This window comes from Streptococcus sp. S5, from assembly GCF_034134805.1.
GTDB classification, from domain to species: domain Bacteria; phylum Bacillota; class Bacilli; order Lactobacillales; family Streptococcaceae; genus Streptococcus; species Streptococcus lingualis.
This window is the reverse complement of record NZ_CP139419.1, coordinates 262,354-280,228: the sequence shown is the minus strand read 5'-3', so window position 1 is coordinate 280,228 and position 17,875 is coordinate 262,354. Positions and strand designations below refer to the sequence as shown.

Genomic DNA, 17,875 nt, shown 5'->3' with positions numbered 1-17,875 from the left:
AGGGTGGGGTTTCCCCATCCTCCTTCTTTTACCTGTGAACTTTTCACCGTATAGTTACTGGCTTATCCAGCTTTTTACTTGGCCTTATTGGCTCTTTTTTTCTGATCGTCCAGCACAGCACTGGCAAGGCCTGCCGCTAGGATTCCAGCAACGAGGCTTGCGACGCTTTCGTCTGATCCTGTATTTGGTAATTTTCCTTCGGAAACCGGAGCAGCTGAAACTGCTGGTGTTTGAGCCGTTTTTTCGACTTCCTTCTCTACTGCATTTGTCCCTTCCTGACGTACCGCTTTGACCTCAAGCGATGCTTGAGAAGTTGCGGTAGCTACTGGTCCTTCTGAGCCATGAGGATGTTCTGGGTTTGGAAGCGGTTGTGGTTCTGGTTGCGGCTCTGGTTGTGGTTCTGGCTGCGGTTGCGGCTGTGGCTCTGGTTGTGGAGTATCTGGAAGTACTTCTTTCGTGCCCACCTCCGTGATCTCTGCCACTGGATCTAGCTCTACAAAGGCATCTAGTTCCTTCCGGCTTTCCACACCATTTTCTTGAGAGACTTCCACCAAGCGCAATTTGCGGCCTTTTTGACCTTCTTGAACCACACGTTTCTCACCTTTTGGAAGATCCGCATTTGGACGTTCTATGCGTTCAAAGTCCATCTCTTCTGGCTCAATCACCAACTCTGGTTTGGTATGAACCAGATTCTTAACCCCTTCTTCAGGAATGGCTGAGCCTGTAGGTGCTTTTGCGGAGAGAGAAAGTTGATATACTTTTTCGAGCTTGCCATCTTCTGAGACAACCTTGACAAGAACCGGAGCATTGGCACTTTTAGCATCCACGACCGTAACGGCTGTTCCATTCTTGCCTTTTGCTGAAACGATTGGACGTTCTCCCTCATACTCTAGATGATAATCTGTCACATCTGGTTGAAAACCTTCTAGGTCTTTGCCATTGACTTGGATGGTGACATCAGTTATTGCCTGAGCCTCTTCTGTTGGAGCATAGGCGCTCAATTCAACGATTCCAATTCCTTTTAGATTTTCATCACGGACCATTCTTAAACGGATGGCTTTGGTTCTGGTTTCATTGAAGCTGAGGTTAGAGATATAACCAGGCTCAAAGGCATAATCCAAGCTATACGGAATTTCTTCCCAGTTAGAGGCCTGGTTAAATGGATGATCTGGAAGATTCTTCAGATTGCCATAATCATCCGGAACCTCAAAGTCTGAACCAATGTAGCGTTCAAGAACCGTTTTCGTTGGCAGACCTGTTTCCTGATCTGCAAAGAAGTCGACCGCTACTTTATTAACCAATCGCTCTGTTACCTGACCATTTTTCTTGAAGATGAGACCAGCAAACACTTCTGTTTGATCCGGTTCTCTCTTCCAGTTTGTCCAGCGATAGTATTCGTTGTAGCCACCATCGTTGATGTAATCGATATAGTCGATTTGATTTGGATCGAGATCATTGGTTTCACTAGCAAATGCCCTGGTATCTTCTGCATTGTAGTCACGGTTCACAGAGAGGTTTTCTCCTGTCTTTTCTGACACCCGGACGGTCAGCTGAGCAGTCAGATCATAGCCAATGACTTTTCCTTCCAGCGTGAAGCTGCCTTCGTGAGAAAGTGCATCAGCTGGGATAGCCTGCCAGTCCACCGTCAGTTCCTTGCGTTCATAGCCTGTATCCCCTTGGAAGTAAACGCCTACGGTAGATGGTAGAACTAGATCTTGACCGACTTTCACAAAACGGCTGCCTGCTTCTACTGCTACTGGAGTAGCTTGTTTCAGTTTTTCTGCATCGCTTGTGAGATGGAGGCGGTATTCTTGTAAGATGGTACCATCTTCCGCTTGATGGATGACACGGATTGGCTCCCCTTCATGGACACTTGGCACAACCGTTGCAAGACCGTGATGGCTGGCTGTCGCTTCCACTTGTGGATAAGCCCGATCACGCGCATCGATGTAGTAATCGGTCACACTTGGGTTGACACTTGGCAAGACATCGCCATTGACGCGAATGGTCAACTGGCTCTTTTCTTCTGCCGCAACCTTATTGGCAAAGATCTGAATCTCTGAAATAGAGCTTCCACGCTTGCCTTCTGGCGTCTTCATACGGATCCGAACAGCATAGGTGTCGACTTTATCAAAACTGAAATGATTCATCTTACCAGCTGCTACCGGTTCTTCAACGGTTAGGTTGCTGACTTCTTTCCAGTTAGCTGGATTGTTAAATGGATGGTCTGTTTCGTCTTTAACACGATTTGGATTGCTTGGAACTGTTGGGATTTGTTCCCCTGTATAGTACTCAATCACATATTCACTTGGAGCCCCAACACCATGGTCTTCATGGAAACCAACATGGAGGTTGTCCACTGCTCGCTTGGTCAAGATACCAGAATCCCCAAACAAGATCCCAACAGAATCTTCCGCATTGTTACGACCCCAGTTGGTCCAACGGTTAGCCGGAGCATCGGTAAAGGAGATGACTTTATCATTGACCTTAGCAACTGGATCTGCATCGTTAGAGTCACTTGCAAAAGCGAGTGGCAAGACAGATCCTGTCCATTGCTCTGCTACATTGGCCCCCTTGACTGTGTTTGCGGAAACACGAATATGAAGACGGGTTGGAAGATCCGTTCCTTCTACACGACCAGCTAGGACAACTTCTCCTTCTTTGGCCAAGAGTTGCGGATCGACCGCATCCCAGGCCACCTTAGCTGTATAGGTCTTACCATTAGAGTGATAGGTCCGCACGCTTTCTGGAAGGGCTGGTTTTTCACCAACTGGCGTTGTCGTGCTGACTTCTTCTACAGCGATAATGCCTTCAACGGTGACTTGAGCTTGGGCTTCTTTTTCCACACCCTCTACATGACCTGTGACTGTAAAGCTATGGTAATCCTTGACTTGATCTGCGGTCACAGCATCCCAGGTCACGCGTTTTTCTTTAGGGAATCCCTTGTCATACTCGACCAAGACGGTCTCTGGAAGAGCTGGCAAAACGTTTCGATCCGTACTAATCCGTACAGGACGCACCTTCACAACTGTCTTTTCTTCTGGATTTGGCGTGATGGTAAAGGTGACTTCTCCCGTTTGTCCTTGGTAGTTGGCTTCTAAATGAACCAATCCTGCTTCTCGCAATTCCAAACCTTTATTGGTTGCGACGGCTTTTCCTTGGCTACCAGCTCTTGTTTTCACATCGATTTGATCTGCTTTGAGACTTGCCTGGCTACCATCTTGGTAATGGGCAATGACTTCAAGTGGTACCGTTTGGTCTTCCTTGAGTTCCTGTCCTTCTGGCAGACGCAATTCTAAACGCTGGATCTGTGGACTTTCTTCTTGGAATTGGACCACATAGGTCTGTACAGCTCCTGTATCCTTAGCAGTCACAAAGATTTGAGCCTTCAAACCATTTTCGCGATTAGCTTGTAGGACCGTCACTTGAGCATTTTCTGCACTTGCTGTGACTTGACCAGGCTCTTGCCCATAAGCCAGCGGACGGAAAATAGTATGGTTGCCACTACCAAATTTTGGAAGAGCTACTCCATCTAGCTGAACCGTTGGTTTCTTAGCCTTGCCTACATCTCCTCCTGCAACCACTAGTGTCGCTTGGACCGTTTCCCCATTGCCTAGGAGTCCTGTCGCCTTCAAGCGTGCTCCTGGTGTGGACAACTGATCTTCTTGACCAGCTTCCAAGGTCCATTGATCGACCTCATAGTGAGCAGTGGTCCCATCGGTAAAGACTAATTGCACAGCCTTATCCACTGTCGTTAGATCTGCTCCCTGTGGGATTTGTTTGATGACTGGAAGGACTTGTTCCACGCCGATCACATCGACCAGAGCTTCGACCGTGCGTCCTTGAACATGACCTGTCACACGGACTTGTCCAGCACGGCTATAGTCTGCCGCATCCCATTCAACGGCTTCTTCTTGGGCCTTGCCATCACTATAGACCACATTGACCTTACTTGGCAAGGTTGGCTCTTCTCCTAGATAAGCACTTTGTCGAACAGGTTCCACACCTAATACAGTACGTTCTGCTTGGTCCTTCTTACCTGTAAAGAGGCTGACTTGGTCTGATTGCAAGCGGTCTGAGTCTGCATACAGTGTAAAGGCACCCGCCTGCTCAGTTGATTTGACAATCACAACTCCTTTACCGTTGAAGGCTTTGCGTTGCCATGTGCCATCTTCCTGCGCTTTGTAGCGTTCACGGCTGGCTTGTTCCCCATTATCGACACCGACAATTTGGCCTTGTCCATGCAAATGGAAATGCACCAAATTATTGGCAGTTGGGACTACACGACCTGCTTCATCGACGATTTCATAGGTAATATAGGTCAAATCCTTACCGTCCGCTGCAATCGCGTGTTCTTCTTTCAACAAACGGACACCCGCAGGCTTGCCGGCTGTTTCGACTTGATCTTTCGCAATCACTTCACCCACTTCGTTGCGCGCAATAGCTTCCACTTTACCTGGTACATAAGGGACCAACCACTCTAGATAGAGTTCATCCGGATTTGCCCCTTCTTGGTAGGTCCGGCCATCAGCTGTGGTCTTCTTGGTAAAAGTCTTCACTCCTTGTGATTCCCCATTGACAATCAATTCCACACTGTGGGCATTGGAGAAGGTCCGAACAGGAATCCGTCCTTCTTCATCCATGACACGATTGGCTAACTCTGGATTGTCCCAGTTCCAATGTGGTAAGAGATGCACCATCGGATGTTTCTCAGCCGATACCCATTGACTTTGGTAAAGGTAAAAATCATTCTTTGGAAGGCCAGCAGTATCGACAATACCGAAATAAGAACTTTTCACAGGTGTGTCATTTTGGTTGTGCCATGGGGTTGGCTCACCGATATAGTCGGTACCGGTCCAGATAAATTGCCCTGCATAACCGGCATGATCACGGTCAAAGGTCCAAGAGGCGGTTGCTGTCCGACCCCAACCAACCCGGTCATTGCCGTAGTCTGATTGTTCATAGTGGCGGTCTTCTTGGTTGCTACCGACCCATTCTCTTTCAGGATGGTAGTAAGAGCCCCGTGTCCGCGTTGCAGAAGAGGTTTCCGAACCATAAATGAGCCAGTTTGGATGTTTCGCCCGTAAGCTTTCATAGTTGGCTTCTGAATAGTTAAATCCAACCGCATCGAGCTCTGCTGCTACCTTTTCATGGCCTCCTGATCCATCACCAAAGCGGAATTTATCAGCTCCCATAGTGACATAGCGGGTTGCATCCACGTCCTTGATGGTCTTGACCAACCGACGAACAGTTGCGACAGATTTGTCTGAACCATCTGCTTCACCGACTTCATTACCGATTGACCACATGACAATGGCTGGATTGTTCTTGCCCCGCTCTACCATGGTCCGTAGATCGTAATCGGACCAAGTATCGCCTTTCCGAGCTTCTGGGTGAGTGGCATCTTTTTCAAAGAAACGACCATAATCGTATTGTTTCTTACCACCATACCAGGTATCAAAGGCTTCTTCTTGGACCATCAAACCCAACTCAGCAGCAATTTTTAAGGTTTGTTCACTCGCTGGGTTGTGGGTCGTCCGAATCGCATTGACTCCCATGTCCTTCATCTGTTTGAGACGACGGTATTCAGCCTTGTAATTTTCCTCAGCTCCAAGAGCCCCGTGGTCATGGTGAAGAGATACCCCGTGGAATTTTGTCGCCACCCCATTGAGGAAGAAGCCACCTTCTGGCGTCCAGTTGAGATAGCGATAACCAAAGCGTTCCTTTTGAACATCTACTAACTGCGAATCCCGATAAACCCGCGTATACAAGGTATAGAGAGCTGGATGATCCGTTTTCACATCCCAGAGGGTTGGTTTTTCAACATGGAGGGTTTGAGATAGGTTGATCGCTTGACCTGCTAGAACAGCTTGTGCTTCACTGCGCGTTTTTTCGCTCACCACTTGGCCATTTTGATCGACAATTTCATATTCCGCATAAATACTATGAGCTTGATCATCTTGGTTGACAATGCGGCTCTTCACCACTGTATCCACTGCCCCATTTTGCTGTTTTTCCAACTGAGGGGTCGTAATCGTAGTCCCATACTGCGCTAAATGAACCTTGTCCGTTACACTCAGCTTAACATCCCGGTAAATCCCACTACCAGAATACCAACGGCTACTTGGTTGTTGATTGACCACATGAACGGCGATGGTATTCTCGCTTCCATCCGCATTCAAATAAGGAGTAATATCATAAGAAAAGGCATTGTAGCCATTTGGATAATGACCGACGAATTGTCCGTTTACATAGACTTTTGAATCCATATAAACCCCGCCAAATTCCAAGCGGACCTTCTTATCCAGGTCCTTGTCTTCCAAACGGAAGGTCTTGCGATACCAAGCATCCCCACCGTTTAATTGTCCCCCCTCATTTTGAGCCGGAGAATTGTGATCGAAATCAAAGAAAATAGACCAGTCATGAGGAAGATCTAATTTTTTCCAATCCTTGACATCCACTTGACGCCCTTCTGCACCAGGAGCTGCATTTAATTTAAAATACCAATCTTTATTAAAATCACGTTCTCGATCTTGCACAATATCCTCCGCTACACGATTTTGATCTGGAGCAGCTGTTTCTTCCGTTCCTGTAGCACGCTCAGATGAAGCTGAAACGGGCTGGCCTTCGCCTTGAGGCGCCGGCTTTTCCTCAGCTCTGGTAGGGGTGATGACAGCTGGAGCTTCTGAAACCCTTGCACCAGCTCCAGGAACTTCCGCTTCTGAGTTTTCCGTCACAACACTTGGTGTCTCCATCGAAGTCGGTTCACTTTCGAGGGCTGGCTTTTCTTCCGCATGGACCCTTGAAAGACCCAAGGCAGAAATCCCAATCACAACAGAACAAGCTCCAACTGAGAGCTTACGAATACTAAAAACAGGACGCTTTTCAAAAAAAGACTTTCCCATAAAAACCCCCTCTTAGGATTAACAATTAAATTTGTAAGCGCTTTCTTATACCTGCGAACGCTTACAGAAAATCACATATTAACTATACCAAAAAAATAGGAGGAATAGGCCTCGATTTCGCTCCAACTATAGTTAGATTAAGAATTCCTTTAATTAGTGGAAATCTCCTACAAACCAAAAAAATAGAAGCCCACGGCTTCTATTTTTTTATGATCTTATAATCCTGGTTCTTGACCAAGTTCAGCAGCCACCATCCAAATGTTCTTTTCAAGTTCTGCTTTAGCCCCAACAAAGATATCGTTGGTTACATCGTCGCCTTCAGCATCGGTAACATCCAAAGCTTTTTGGTAAAGGCCATCAAGGTAATGGAAGATTTCAAGAACACGTGTCAAGCTTTCTTCTACATTTTTTGTAAATGTTCCACGGCGTTCTTCAATATTGCTGTGTTCCAAAAATTCAGTCATGCTAGAATATGGCGCACCACCAAGAGTGATCAAGCGTTCGCTCACTTCATCCAAGGTTGCATCCAAGCTGTCCATGTATTCGTCCATTTTTGGATGCCAAACCATAAAGCCACGTCCACGCATATACCAGTGTACTTGGTGAAGGGCAATGTGAGCGACGTAGAGATCTGCTACGACTTGGTTCAAGAGAGCTTTTGTTTCTGGAAGAGTTTCTTTATTAGAAGGTGCAAAAGTTGCTACATCAGTAGCTGCTTCATGTTTCATAGTTGTCATATCGTTTCTCCTTTTTTATAATGGTTCTAATTAACTATGTCTTTATTATATGCTTCCTCATTCAGAAAGTCAAGATAAAAGATTTAAAAATATCATAGTTGTCAATTGAGAAAAGATACGATAGAATGAAGAAGACTAATCGAAAGGCTTGACCAATGAAATATATCTTTACCTTCCTGATCTCCATGGTGCCCCTTGTTGAATTGCGCGGGGCCATCCCTTTTGCCATTGCAAATGGTATTCCCTTATGGACAGCACTCCTGATCGGAGTGATCGGAAATCTTCTCCCTGTCCCTCTGATCTTCTTTTTCGCCCGCCATATCCTCACCTGGGGGGCAAAAAAACCGATCATCGGAGGCTTTTTTAGCTGGTGTCTCAATAAAGGGCATAGAGGCGGACAGAAATTAGAAAAAGCCGCAGGAGACAAGGGAATCTTCTGGGCCTTATTGCTCTTTGTGGGAATCCCTCTTCCGGGAACTGGTGCCTGGACCGGTGCCCTTGCAGCCTCTATCCTTGACTGGGACTTCAAACGCAGTAGCCTCGCAGTCATGCTCGGAGTGATCCTAGCCGGCCTCATCATGGGAACCCTGTCCCTGCTTCTAGGAATCGATACCTTCGCACATTAAGCAAAAGACTGAAGCAACGGCTTCAGTTTTTATTTACAAAAAAGAGGTTTCCGTTCTTCAAAGAGTATAGACAAACTGTTTTTTACAAATCTAATAAATTCTATAAAACAAAAAAATTTATTTATTAGAATTACTCAGTCATCTACTAAAACTTTCCGCCGTGAGAAAAGTGCTAGAAACAATCATGTTTCTAGCACTCGGGAGTTTTGGAAGTAAAACAGTTCGGGGAACTGTTTTAGCATGAGCTTAAAATTTGAAAAGCGAATGGGTCCAAAACTAATTGAACACGGGCGGCGGATTGTGTCAAAAAGATAAGTTTTCCTAGAATCTAAAGATTCTTCGTTAAACTTCCTATTTTGACTTTATCCGCAGACGCCCTTTGTATCTTAATTAGTCATGGAACTTCTTCGAAGTTCGCTGACGTCCGTACTCACCTAAGGAAAGTTATTTAGATGAATTTATCTTACAAAAAAAGAGGTTCCCTTCGAAACCTCTTATTTTTTTATTCTTAGTTGTTAAGAGCTGCTGCCATTGTAGCTGCAACTTCTGCTTCAAAGTCATTTGAAGCTTTTTCAATACCTTCACCAACTTCAAAACGAACGAATTCGATAACTGAAGCATTTACTGATTCAAGGTAAGCTTCAACTGTCTTGCTGTCATCCATGATGTAGACTTGTGCAAGAAGAGTGTAGGCTTGGTCAACTTTTGTGTTGTCCAAGAAGAAGCGATCCATTTTACCTGGGATGATTTTATACCAGATTTTTTCTGGTTTACCTTCAGCTGCCAATTCAGCTTTGATATCTTCTTCAGCTTGAGCAACCACTTCGTCAGTCAATTGTGCTTTTGAACCGAATTTCAAGTGTGGAAGAGCTGGTTTACCAACCATTGCACGGCTTTCGTTATCTTGGTCGATGACGTGGTTCAATTGTGCCAATTCATCTTTCACGAATTGTTCATCCAATTCTTTGTATGAAAGAACAGTTGGTTTCATTGCAGCGATGTGCATTGAGATTTGTTTAGCAAGTGCTTCGTCTCCACCTTCGATCACAGAGATAACACCGATACGTCCACCGTTGTGTTGGTAAGCACCGAAGTGTTGTGCATCTGTTTTTTCAAGCAAAGCAAAACGACGGAATGAAATTTTTTCACCGATTGTAGCTGTTGCAGATACGTATGCAGCTTCAAGAGTTTCACCTGAAGGCATTGTCAAAGCAAGAGCTTCTTCGTTGTTAGCTGGTTTACCTTCAGCGATCACTTTCGCTGTTGCGTTTACCAATTCAACGAATTGAGCGTTTTTCGCAACGAAGTCAGTTTCAGCGTTTACTTCAACTACTGCTGCAACGTTACTATTGACATAAACACCAGTCAAACCTTCAGCGGCAACACGGTCAGCTTTCTTAGCTGCTTTAGCCATACCTTTTTCGCGAAGCAATTCGATCGCTTTTTCGATATCACCTTCAACTTCAACCAATGCCTTTTTAGCGTCCATGACACCGGCACCAGATTTTTCACGCAATTCTTTTACAAGCTTAGCTGTAATTTCTGCCATTTTTGTTCTCCTATATTTTTTAATAAAATAAGAGGGTCGGGCTGAGCCCTGCCCTCTTAGGTTCGTTACTTATTGAATGAAATTAAGCGTTGTCGCCTTCTACAACTTCAACGATTTCTTCGATTGAATCAGCTTGACCTTCAGTAGCTGCCAATTCAGCTTCTACTGTAGCAACACTGTCTTCACCTTGACGTCCTTCGATAACAGCGTCAGCCATTTTCGCAGTGATCAATTTAACAGCACGGATAGCGTCATCGTTCGCTGGGATGATAACATCGATATCATCTGGGTCAGTGTTTGTGTCGACCATCGCTACAACTGGGATACCCAATTTCTTAGCTTCTTTAACAGCGATTTGTTCTTTATGTGGATCCACAACGTACATTACGTCTGGGATACGAGGCATGTCTTCGATACCGCCCAAGAATTTTTCAAGACGAGCGCGTTGTTTGTTCAACAATGCAACTTCTTTCTTAGGAAGAACTTCAAAAGTTCCATCTTCTTCCATGCGTTTGATTTCTTTCAAACGAGCGATACGTTTTTGGATTGTTCCCCAGTTAGTAAGAGTTCCACCCAACCAACGGTGGTTGATGAAGTATTGACCTGCACGAACAGCTTCTTCTGCAACAGCATCAGCAGCTTGTTTCTTAGTACCTACGAACAAGATAACTGCATCGTTTGCAGCTGCATCACGCATGAAGTCGTATGCTTGGTCTGCATATTTTACAGTTTGTTGCAAGTCGATCACGTGGATTCCGTTACGTTCTGTGAAGATGTACTTAGCCATCTTAGGGTTCCAGCGACGAGTTTGGTGACCGAAGTGTACACCAGCCTCAAGAAGTTGTTTCATTGAAATTACTGCCATGAGTAGTTTCTCCTTTTTTGTTTTTTTCTCCTCTCTCAGACGTCAACTTGCAGCACGACCACAAGGGCAACGGTGCCACAATGGATCCGAGATGAGTATTTGCTGTCTTAGACAACTCTATAAGTATAGCAGAAATCCCTAGAATTCGCAAGCTATTTGAGAGATTTTTTCAGCATTCCCCATCTGCAATGATTTGAAGCAAAAAGTTTTTCTTGACCTATCTTTATTTTTAGGTTACAATATTATATGTTATGGCGGTATAGCCAAGTGGTAAGGCACGGCTCTGCAAAAGCTTGATCGTCGGTTCAAATCCGTCTACCGCCTTGATAATAAAATTTTTTATCATCTTTTATCTTTTAAAAATTCCCCTAGCAATAGGGGGTTTTTTTGTTGCCATTTGCTCCATTCCTTGATTATTGATATAATAAAACCTCGCCTGATTGGCGAAGCACATTAGAAAGGGTATTTATGAAAAACATTCGTTTCTTTACGATCGGCCTTCTTTCACTAGTGACACTAGCAGCTTGCTCACCTGCCAATTCTGCGCAACCAGCAAAAACAGCTTCTAGCTCTAGAAAACCGATCAAACAATCTTCTACCAAAACATCATCTCGTAAATCGTCGAGCACTTCTTCAGACAGCAGTAGCTCAGATGATTTTTCAGATCGCTTCAGTTTGGATCCAGATGATGGCGCATCTCTCCAATATGTGCCAGGAGCTGCATCCATTCCTGAGATTGAAAAACTAAAGAACCTCCACCCTACCACCGGTTTTGTATTAAGAACCGAAGATGGACAAGAGGTTGGTGGGCCAAAAGAAAGAAGCAGTTACGATGACGTAGTTGCAGCCTTTGGTCAACCCGTAAGTAGTACAGACAGTGCGAATCCTGGCGATGGGGTCAATGTTTGGGCAACAGACAATGGCGATATCATGGCTGTCTTCCACAACAATGTATTAACAGATATCACCTTCCGTTTAAAAGGGGGCGATGCCAACCACCAGTCTACTAGCAGCATTTCCAAATCCGATACACCAAAAACAGCCCTCAAACGTCTTGGAAAACCCTATACCATTATGCGTTCCGAACGTTGGACCAGCTATGTCTATAAAGATAGTAACGGGGACGAATCTAACTTCTCTACACAGGGAGACAAGATCGTTGATGTCACGTCTGCTGCAGAAACCAAGCAGTTAAAAAAGATCACTGGCCTGGATAAAAATCAATAACGATCCATACAAAGAACCCTCCAAGTTTTTCTTGGAGGGTTCTATTTTTCTTACAATTCAGCAATTTGGTTCAAATTCACTTCTGCAACCGTATCGTTACCGAACATAGAAATGACCATTTTCACCTTGTTGTTATCAATTTCAGTGATCTTACCAGTATAGTCTGTGAAGGCACCGTCGATGATACGAACCGTATCGCCCACCTTGACATCCAAATCAAACTCTTGAACGGTTTGACCCATAGAGAGCAAGATGCTGCGGATTTCTTCTTCCAACAATGGAGTTGGTTTTGAACGGTTCCCGTGTGATCCGACGAAACCAGTAACGTTCGGTGTATTCCGAACGACAAACCAAGCTTCATCTGTCATGACCATTTCAACCAAGACATAACCTGGGAAGCGGTTTTCTTCGATTTCTTTGGTTTTACCGTTTTTCTCAACTTGTACGGTTTGAGTTGGAATCTCTACGCGCAAGATGTTTTCTAACATATTGTAAGTTTGCGCACGTTGCAAAAGATTCTCTTTTACCTTGTTTTCATATCCTGAGTAGGTTTGTAGTACAAACCAGCCTTTATCAAAACTGTCCATTTGGGCATCCTTTCTTTCTGTTTAGCCTGCTCGAGCTTTTGTGAACATACTAAAAAAAGCCTCTTGGCTTTCCTTTTCCTAGCTTCATTATACCACATTTTGCAGGAATGCAAAGAGGTTTGCTGATTTATTTTTAAGAAAAGGCAATAAAAAATGGGAGTGGGAAAGAACTCCGACTGGTTAAAAAGAGTTCGTTTTCCCACCCCCGCACAGTTGATTAGGCCATCTTTGAAGCTTAAAAAGCGAACAAAGATGCCAATCAACCACTGCGTCTTGCAGTTAATCCTATCAAAAATCAAAGGCTGGACAGTTGTTGCCCAGCCTTATGGCTTCTTTTCTTAAAAGAAATTGATCATGTGCAATAGGCCACGTGCAATGACTTTGTCGAACAAATAAATCAATGCCACAAAGAAAGCGGTGTACTCAATCACTGAGATAAAGTTTTTCCATCTTTCCTTGCGATTTGGCCAAGTTGTATCTTTTAGTAAGACGAAAATATCTTTAATGAATTTCACAACTCTCTCCTATCGTGTTTCTTTATGGATGGTATACTTGCTGCAATGCTTGCAGAATTTATTGACTTCTAGACGTGTTGGTTTTGGCGTCCCACTCAACTTAATGGAGTAATTGCGTGACCCACAAACCGTACACGCTAGACTTGCTTTTTTTAATGCCATAACGCCTCCGTTCACCCCATTATAGCAAGTTTTCCACATTTTGACAAGAACAGAAAATCTCCTGTCAAGAAAAAAGCAAATCTAAAGCGTTATCACTCTGGTTTTTTCCTCATTTTTGGTAAAATAAAACAAAAGGAGACGAATATGAAAAGTGATAACCTAAAAGAAAGTAGAAATATCGAAGACCGTCGAGGGCAAAGCTACTCTCAGTCTTCAGGCAACAGTAACCTTGGCGGGGGCATTTTACAAATCTTGCTATCTCCTGGAAGCTTCAAGAGTAAGATCATCCTCATCCTTCTTCTGGTTCTTCTAGGAGGTGGTGGCGCTAGTCTTGGTGGACTCTTTGGAAATGGGACTTCTTCTCAACCTTACCAATCCACCCAAATCACGCGCACCAACAAGACCCATGTCGATGATGCAGATGCTGAGTTCGTCAGCAAGGTCCTTGGTACAACAGAAGATCATTGGCACAAGGTCTTTCAAGCTGAAGGACGCACTTACCATGAGCCCAAACTAGTCTTCTATACCGGACGGACACAGACAGGCTGTGGGGTTGGGCAAGCATCGGCTGGTCCCTTCTACTGTCCGACCGACAAAAAGATTTATTTGGATATGAGCTTCTACAAGGAATTGACAACCAAATACAAGGCTAGCGGGGACTTCGCCATGGCCTACGTGATCGCCCACGAAGTCGGCCACCACGTACAAAATGAGCTGGGAATCCTTGGCAAATACCATCGAATGCAACAAGGTCTTTCTGAAAAGGAACGAAATGCCATCAGTGTCCGCATCGAGCTACAAGCCGATTACCTAGCAGGTGTCTGGGCCCGCTCCATTCAAGACCGAAACCTTCTAGATATCGGCGATATCGAAGAAGCCATGAATGCAGCCCATGCAGTAGGTGATGATACTCTCCAGGAGCAAGCCTACGGCTACTCGGTACCAGATAGCTTTACCCATGGGACTTCGGAACAACGCATGCGCTGGTTCAAACGAGGCTACCAGTACGGAGATCTCCAACACGGCGATACCTTTAGCTTGTCAGATAGCGAACTCTAAACAAAGGTCTATTCAGAAATCCTTCTGAATGGATCTTTTTAGAATATAGACAAATTGCATTTTACATAAAACAATCTAAGTAACGTTGAAAAATTAAAATAATTAATACTATTAGGATCATTTCAACAGAAACTTTCCGCCGTGAGAAAAGTGCCAGAAACACTGTTGTTTCTAGCACTCGGGAGTTTTGAGACCTCAGGCTCAAAACTAAGTCATGGAACTTCTTCGAAGTTCGCTGACGTCCGTACTCACTTAAGGAAAGTTTCTAAGAAGACTTTGTCTTCAATCTGCAAAAAACGATTCAGAAATTCTTCTGAATCGTTTTTTGATTAGAAACCAAGCCAGCCTTTGAAGGTATCCCAAGCGTTTTTCGCTTTTCCTGGGATATCGGCCTCGTCGATTGCTTTCTTCGCATTATCGACCATATTCGACGCTTTTTCTTTGACATCCTCAAAGAAACCTTTGTCTTCTTTGCTATCTGTTTCTGTCGTTTCTTCTCCGACTGGTGCAATACCGTTTTCAGCATAAGAGTTCTTCACCGAGTCAAACTGGGTACCGTCTGTATAAGGCAGAACACTGTTGGCAACATTGCGGAAGATCTCGGATGCCGTTCCAGCACTACTGTCCGTCAGGTAGTGATTTTCATCGGTCGTTGGGAAACCAAGCCACTGACTGATGACCACATCTGGCGTGTAGCCGATCACCCATTGGTCTCCAGAGAGGTCCTTGTTAAAGCTGGTCTCTGTCGTACCGGTTTTCCCTGCCATGGTATAGCCATAAGGCGCAGCGTTAACCCCTGTACCATTACTAAAGGTACCAAGCATCATATTGGTCATCTTATCTGTCGTTGAACCACTGAGCACTCGGGTTGATTTCTGGCTGTGGCTCTTGACCACTTGGCCGCTTGCATTTTCAATCTTGGTAATGAGGTGGGCATCATTCATGACACCACCATTGGCAAAGGTTCCATAGGCTTGGGCCATCTGCATCGGATTGGTTGTCACACCAGCTCCCAAGGCAACGGCAAGCGACTTGTCCACCTTGTCCATGTTGAGCCCGAATTTTTTCCCGTACTCAAAGACCGTATCAAGACCCAAATCATTAGCGGTCGCTACGGCTGGAAGGTTAAGGGACTCTGCCAGGGCCTGGTACATCGGTACCGTTGGGCTCGACTGGATTCCCGCGTAGTTATTGACCTCATAGCTTCCATATTGGGTGGTACTATTGTCCAATTCCTTATTGGTCGACCAACCTTCAGCAACAGCTGGGCTATAGACAACCAAAGGTTTGATGGTTGATCCTGGACTTCGAGCAGCCTGGGTAGCGTAGTTGTAGGTACGGAATCCTGGATTTTGATCACTGCCGACACGCCCTACGAGAGCCCGAACCCCTCCGGTCTTAGGATCGAGGGCGACACTACCAGATTCCGCGCGCGTGCCGTCTTCTGCTACTGGGAAGAGGGCCGTATTGTCATAGATCACCTGCATGCTTGCTTGGTAATTTTGATCCAGCTCGGTGTAGATCCGGTAGCCATTTTTGACAATGTCTTCTTCGGTCAGGCCGTATTCATTGACCGCTTCATTGATCACCGCATCAAAATAGGATGGGTAGCGGTAATCCTCCGACTTGCCTTCATAGGCATCGACCAGCTGGCCATGGATATCGACAGCAGCCGACTGATCAGCCGTTTTCTGGTCAATATAGCCAGCCGCCACCATATTTTGGAGGACCGTATTGCGGCGATTGGTCGCATTCTCTACTGAATAGAGCGGGTTATAGATTTCAGGTCCCTTGAGCATACCAGCGAGTACCGCAGACTGATCCAGGCTTAATTGACTGGCTGAAACCCCAAAATACTTCTTGGAAGCATCCTCAATACCCCAAACCCCATTTCCAAAATAGGCATTGTTGAGGTACATGGTGAGGATCTCTTTTTTACTGTATTTCTTATTGATTTCAAGTGCTAGGAAGAATTCCTTGGCCTTGCGCTCTACCGTCTGGTCCTGAGACAGGTAAGCATTCTTGGCTAGCTGCTGGGTGATGGTCGACCCACCACCTGAGCGACCCAGGGTCAAAATCGCTAAAAAGAAGCGACCATAGTTGATCCCGCTATTCTTGTAAAAGCTCCGGTCCTCTGTAGCGACCACGGCATTTTGCAGATTCTCACTAATGGCATCGAGTTCGACATAGGTTCCTTTTTGCCCGGTCAAACTTCCCGCCTGGTCCCCATTCTTATCATAGATAATGGTCGTCGCCTTCAGTGCATTCTGCAAATCTTTGACGTTGGTCGTCTTTGCGAGGTAGAAGAGATAGCCCCCTGTCAAGAGGCTAAAGCCTAGCCCAATGATCAGGAGAATCTTGGTCAAATGGAAGCGGCGCCAAAAACGACGGAAAAGATGCTGAGAGAGAAGCTTGCTTCTGTGCTTGCCTGAGCGACTATAGGTCGGCTCTACTGTCTCTTCCGGTAGTTCCGTGTCTGGCACTTCTTCTGCCACCGCTTTGGGCGGATGATCCTTTCTAAAAAAAGTGATCAGGTTTTCAAATAATTCTTTTATTCTATTCATACCTGTTATTGTAACACCTTATCCTTGTCCTAGCAAGAAAAGATAGCTCATCCCCTTCTCTCATTTAGTTTTCTTTAAGCTTAGATTTTGCTACAATAGGGTCATGAATTATCAATTTACCATTCCACAATCCTTTCCCCAGATGACTGTGAAAGAGTTGCTTGAGGACTACTTCCTCATTCCCCGTAAGATCCGGCATTTTTTACGGGTCAAAAAACACGTCTTGGTGAATGGAGAGACCATCAACTGGCAGAGCCCCGTTCAAAAAGGGGACCAGATCCATCTGATCTTTGACGCAGACGATTACCCTGAAAAAGAGCTCCTAGAAGGAGACCCCAGTCTGGTCGAAGAACTCTATCAGGATGAGCATGTCATCATCGTCAATAAGCCCGAAGGCATGAAAACCCACGCCAATGAGCCGACAGAAATTGCTCTTCTCAACCATGTTTCCAGCTATGTTGGATCCACCTGTTACGTCGTGCACCGGTTAGATAAGGAAACCAGTGGGGCCATTTTATTTGCCAAGAATCCTTTTATCCTCCCCATTCTCAACCGCATTTTGGAAGATAAAAAAATTCAACGCGAGTACTGGGCCTTGATGCAAGGTAGCTTAAGGCAAAAAACGATCGTCTACAAGGATAAAATCGGACGTGATCGCCATGATCGGCGCAAGCGCTTGGTCGATCCACGCAAGGGTCAGTACGCAGAAACCCAGGTAACGCAACTGAAAAAAATCGGGCGAAACAGCCTGGTCAAATGCCAGCTCAAGACGGGGCGCACCCATCAGATCCGGGTGCATCTCTCCCATCATGGGCACCCGATTGTCGGAGACCCTCTCTATAACCCTGCACGCGGAGAGCGACTCATGCTCCATGCTCACCGCTTGACCTTCACCAATCCATTAACCCTTGAAACCATCCAAGTCGAGGCCCCTTCCAAGAGTTTCGAAGAAGGGTTGAGAGACTAAAAAAAGAAGCCACAAAAAGAGGCTGGACAAAAACTGTTCAGCCTTTTTATATTTGATAGAAATAACTGTATGACGCAGTGGTTGATTGGCATCTTTGTTCGCTTTTTAAGCT

Annotated in this window: 12 protein-coding genes and 1 tRNA gene; 5 read left to right on the top strand and 8 right to left on the bottom strand. The window is 45.3% G+C overall.

Going from position 1 to position 17,875, the window contains the following annotated elements:
* Positions 1 to 74 precede the first annotated feature (74 nt).
* Together SM123_RS01440 and SM123_RS01435 are read right to left on the bottom strand one after the other, a co-directional pair.
* Entirely contained in the window at positions 75 to 6,905 is a 6,831-nt protein-coding gene (locus tag SM123_RS01440) for an Ig-like domain-containing protein (protein ID WP_320909658.1), read from the bottom strand.
* 215 nt (positions 6,906 to 7,120) lie between these two features.
* On the bottom strand, positions 7,121 to 7,642 hold the full coding sequence (locus SM123_RS01435; RefSeq protein WP_003001978.1) for a Dps family protein: 522 nt from the start codon (positions 7,640 to 7,642) through the stop codon (positions 7,121 to 7,123).
* A gap of 155 nt (positions 7,643 to 7,797) precedes the next feature.
* On the opposite strand from SM123_RS01435, the gene SM123_RS01430 reads away from it, so the two are divergent.
* Positions 7,798 to 8,268: a COG2426 family protein gene (locus tag SM123_RS01430; RefSeq protein WP_003002130.1), complete on the top strand. Its 471-nt coding sequence runs from the start codon at positions 7,798 to 7,800 to the stop codon at positions 8,266 to 8,268.
* Positions 8,269 to 8,776: 508 nt separating this feature from the next.
* On the opposite strand, the gene tsf is transcribed toward SM123_RS01430, so the two are convergent.
* The gene (gene tsf, locus SM123_RS01425) at positions 8,777 to 9,817 is read right to left on the bottom strand and encodes a translation elongation factor Ts (RefSeq protein ID WP_320909657.1); all 1,041 of its coding nucleotides are present in this window, start codon (positions 9,815 to 9,817) and stop codon (positions 8,777 to 8,779) included.
* Between the two features lie 82 nt (positions 9,818 to 9,899).
* The gene (gene rpsB / locus SM123_RS01420; protein ID WP_003002189.1) at positions 9,900 to 10,682 is read right to left on the bottom strand and encodes a 30S ribosomal protein S2; all 783 of its coding nucleotides are present in this window, start codon (positions 10,680 to 10,682) and stop codon (positions 9,900 to 9,902) included.
* Positions 10,683 to 10,935: 253 nt separating this feature from the next.
* Between rpsB and SM123_RS01415 the strand changes: the two genes are divergently transcribed.
* Positions 10,936 to 11,006: transfer RNA gene (locus SM123_RS01415), tRNA-Cys, on the top strand.
* A 144-nt stretch (positions 11,007 to 11,150) separates the two neighbouring features.
* On the top strand, positions 11,151 to 11,909 hold the full coding sequence (locus tag SM123_RS01410) for a hypothetical protein (protein WP_049474190.1): 759 nt from the start codon (positions 11,151 to 11,153) through the stop codon (positions 11,907 to 11,909).
* Positions 11,910 to 11,959: 50 nt separating this feature from the next.
* Here SM123_RS01410 and nusG read toward each other — a convergent pair whose 3' ends face one another.
* The 3 genes from nusG to rpmG all read right to left on the bottom strand — a co-directional run bounded on the left by nusG (position 11,960) and on the right by rpmG (position 13,173).
* Positions 11,960 to 12,496, bottom strand: coding sequence for a transcription termination/antitermination protein NusG (nusG, locus tag SM123_RS01405; RefSeq protein WP_003002077.1), 537 nt, complete (start codon positions 12,494 to 12,496; stop codon positions 11,960 to 11,962).
* 338 nt (positions 12,497 to 12,834) lie between these two features.
* Complete coding sequence (gene secE, locus SM123_RS01400; RefSeq protein WP_003002261.1) at positions 12,835 to 13,011, bottom strand: preprotein translocase subunit SecE; 177 nt, start codon at positions 13,009 to 13,011, stop codon at positions 12,835 to 12,837.
* 9 nt (positions 13,012 to 13,020) lie between these two features.
* Complete coding sequence (rpmG, locus tag SM123_RS01395; RefSeq protein WP_003009043.1) at positions 13,021 to 13,173, bottom strand: 50S ribosomal protein L33; 153 nt, start codon at positions 13,171 to 13,173, stop codon at positions 13,021 to 13,023.
* A 144-nt stretch (positions 13,174 to 13,317) separates the two neighbouring features.
* Between rpmG and ypfJ the strand changes: the two genes are divergently transcribed.
* Complete coding sequence (gene ypfJ / locus SM123_RS01390; protein ID WP_320909656.1) at positions 13,318 to 14,232, top strand: KPN_02809 family neutral zinc metallopeptidase; 915 nt, start codon at positions 13,318 to 13,320, stop codon at positions 14,230 to 14,232.
* Positions 14,233 to 14,561: 329 nt separating this feature from the next.
* Here ypfJ and pbp2a read toward each other — a convergent pair whose 3' ends face one another.
* Positions 14,562 to 16,796, bottom strand: a complete 2,235-nt coding sequence (pbp2a, locus tag SM123_RS01385; protein WP_320909655.1) for a penicillin-binding protein PBP2A — start codon at positions 16,794 to 16,796, stop codon at positions 14,562 to 14,564.
* 103 nt (positions 16,797 to 16,899) lie between these two features.
* Between pbp2a and SM123_RS01380 the strand changes: the two genes are divergently transcribed.
* A complete protein-coding gene (locus tag SM123_RS01380) occupies positions 16,900 to 17,763 on the top strand; it encodes an RluA family pseudouridine synthase (RefSeq protein WP_320909654.1) in 864 nt (287 codons plus the stop codon).
* Positions 17,764 to 17,875: the final 112 nt, after the last annotated feature.

What these genes read in the sequence shown, in the direction of transcription:
- ypfJ (WP_320909656.1), top strand. Translation starts at nt 13,318, where the DNA reads ATGAAAAGTGATAACCTAAAAGAAAGTAGAAATATCGAAGACCGTCGA.
- pbp2a (WP_320909655.1), bottom strand. Translation starts at nt 16,796, where the DNA reads ATGAATAGAATAAAAGAATTATTTGAAAACCTGATCACTTTTTTTAGA.
- SM123_RS01410 (WP_049474190.1), top strand. Translation starts at nt 11,151, where the DNA reads ATGAAAAACATTCGTTTCTTTACGATCGGCCTTCTTTCACTAGTGACA.
- SM123_RS01440 (WP_320909658.1), bottom strand. Translation starts at nt 6,905, where the DNA reads ATGGGAAAGTCTTTTTTTGAAAAGCGTCCTGTTTTTAGTATTCGTAAG.
- SM123_RS01380 (WP_320909654.1), top strand. Translation starts at nt 16,900, where the DNA reads ATGAATTATCAATTTACCATTCCACAATCCTTTCCCCAGATGACTGTG.
- rpsB (WP_003002189.1), bottom strand. Translation starts at nt 10,682, where the DNA reads ATGGCAGTAATTTCAATGAAACAACTTCTTGAGGCTGGTGTACACTTC.
- tsf (WP_320909657.1), bottom strand. Translation starts at nt 9,817, where the DNA reads ATGGCAGAAATTACAGCTAAGCTTGTAAAAGAATTGCGTGAAAAATCT.
- nusG (WP_003002077.1), bottom strand. Translation starts at nt 12,496, where the DNA reads ATGGACAGTTTTGATAAAGGCTGGTTTGTACTACAAACCTACTCAGGA.
- SM123_RS01435 (WP_003001978.1), bottom strand. Translation starts at nt 7,642, where the DNA reads ATGACAACTATGAAACATGAAGCAGCTACTGATGTAGCAACTTTTGCA.
- rpmG (WP_003009043.1), bottom strand. Translation starts at nt 13,173, where the DNA reads ATGGCATTAAAAAAAGCAAGTCTAGCGTGTACGGTTTGTGGGTCACGC.
- SM123_RS01430 (WP_003002130.1), top strand. Translation starts at nt 7,798, where the DNA reads ATGAAATATATCTTTACCTTCCTGATCTCCATGGTGCCCCTTGTTGAA.